Consider the following 1,262-nt stretch of genomic DNA (forward strand, 5'->3'; position numbering starts at 1 on the left):
GCCGCGCCACCACCGCCACCTCGCCTACGCCGATGGCATGCAGCAGGGTGCGCGCGTTGATGTCCAGCACCTGCCCGGCCTGCAGCACGCGCTCGCCGTCGCTTACGTCCTCGCCGCGCAGGCGCACATTCTGGCCGGGTTTCACCGTGCCCTTCAAGGAAATGCGGGTCGGGCGGCCGCCCTCGCTGGTGAGGATCTCCACGTTCTCGACCGGCACCACGGTATCCAGCCCGACTGGCATGCGCGCGCCGGTCATGATCTCCCAGGCCCCCTCGCCGCCTTCGGCGCCGGCATCGCCGGCCGCCTGCCAGCCCTGAACCGCGAACTCGCGGCCGGCCTCGAACGTCTCACCTCCGGAATGCAGCGCAAACCCGTCCATCGCCGAATTGTCGAACGGCGGCAACGCCTGCCCGCTGTGGATGTCACTGGCCAGGGTACGGCCGCCGGCCTCATGCAGCGGCAGGCGCTCGGCCAGCAGCGGCGTGGCCGCGTCCAGCAGGTGCTGCAAGGCTTCGCTGTAGGCAATCATCCGTGGCCACCACCCTCGACCATCACCAGGGCGTGGCCCAGTACCGGCGCCAGGATGTCCAGGCACTGCGCCGCCGCCTTCGGGCTGCCGGGCAGCGCGAACACCAGCATGTTGCCCAGCTGCACCACCTCGGCGCGGCTCAGCCAGGCCATCGGAGTGTGCTGTGCACTGAGTGCCCGCACCATCTGCGCCAGGCCATGCACCGGCCGCGCGTTCAACGAACGCAGCGCCTCCGGGGTCAGGTCACGAGGGCCCAGCCCGGTACCACCGGTACAGAAGCATAGGCGTATTCCATCCGCAGAGAGTGCGCGTAAGCGCCCGGTTAGCGGTAAAACACCATCGGGTAGCACTTCCGTCGCAATAACCTTGCCGCCCAACTTCTGCAATCCAACGGCCAGAGTCGGACCGGATTGATCTTCATAGGTGCCTTCACTGGCACGATCGCTCAGCGTGATCACCGCGCAGGCCGCGCCTTCCAGGCCCTTCGGCGCACACGGTTTGAAACGCTCACGCTCGGCCTCGTCCATGCCGTCCGGGTGCAGCCAGACACCACGCTTGCCGCCTTCCTTGAACAGCAGGCGGATGCCTTCGATGCGCAGGGCCGGTTCCACCGGCTTGCTCAGGTCGTACAGGGTCAGCAGCGCCGCGTTGACGCCGGCCAGTGCCTCCATCTCCACGCCGGTGCGCGCCTCGCTGGCGCACTCGCACCACACACGGATCGCCTGCCGCTCCG

At 68.5% G+C, this 1,262-nt stretch carries 2 protein-coding genes; both read right to left on the reverse strand.

The window, feature by feature from the left end; translation table 11 throughout:
• Positions 1-529: MoeA family protein (locus ACM0PY_RS21185; protein WP_495493305.1), on the reverse strand; the 529-nt coding region annotated here is incomplete at its 3' end.
• The coding region (locus tag ACM0PY_RS21190) for a molybdopterin-binding protein (protein ID WP_495493306.1) at positions 526-1,262 on the reverse strand (737 nt) is incomplete at its 5' end. The genes ACM0PY_RS21190 and ACM0PY_RS21185, both read right to left, overlap by 4 nt.

It is taken from the genome of Stenotrophomonas sp. BR163, from assembly GCF_047520985.2.
Classification (GTDB): Bacteria; Pseudomonadota; Gammaproteobacteria; order Xanthomonadales; family Xanthomonadaceae; genus Stenotrophomonas; species Stenotrophomonas sepilia.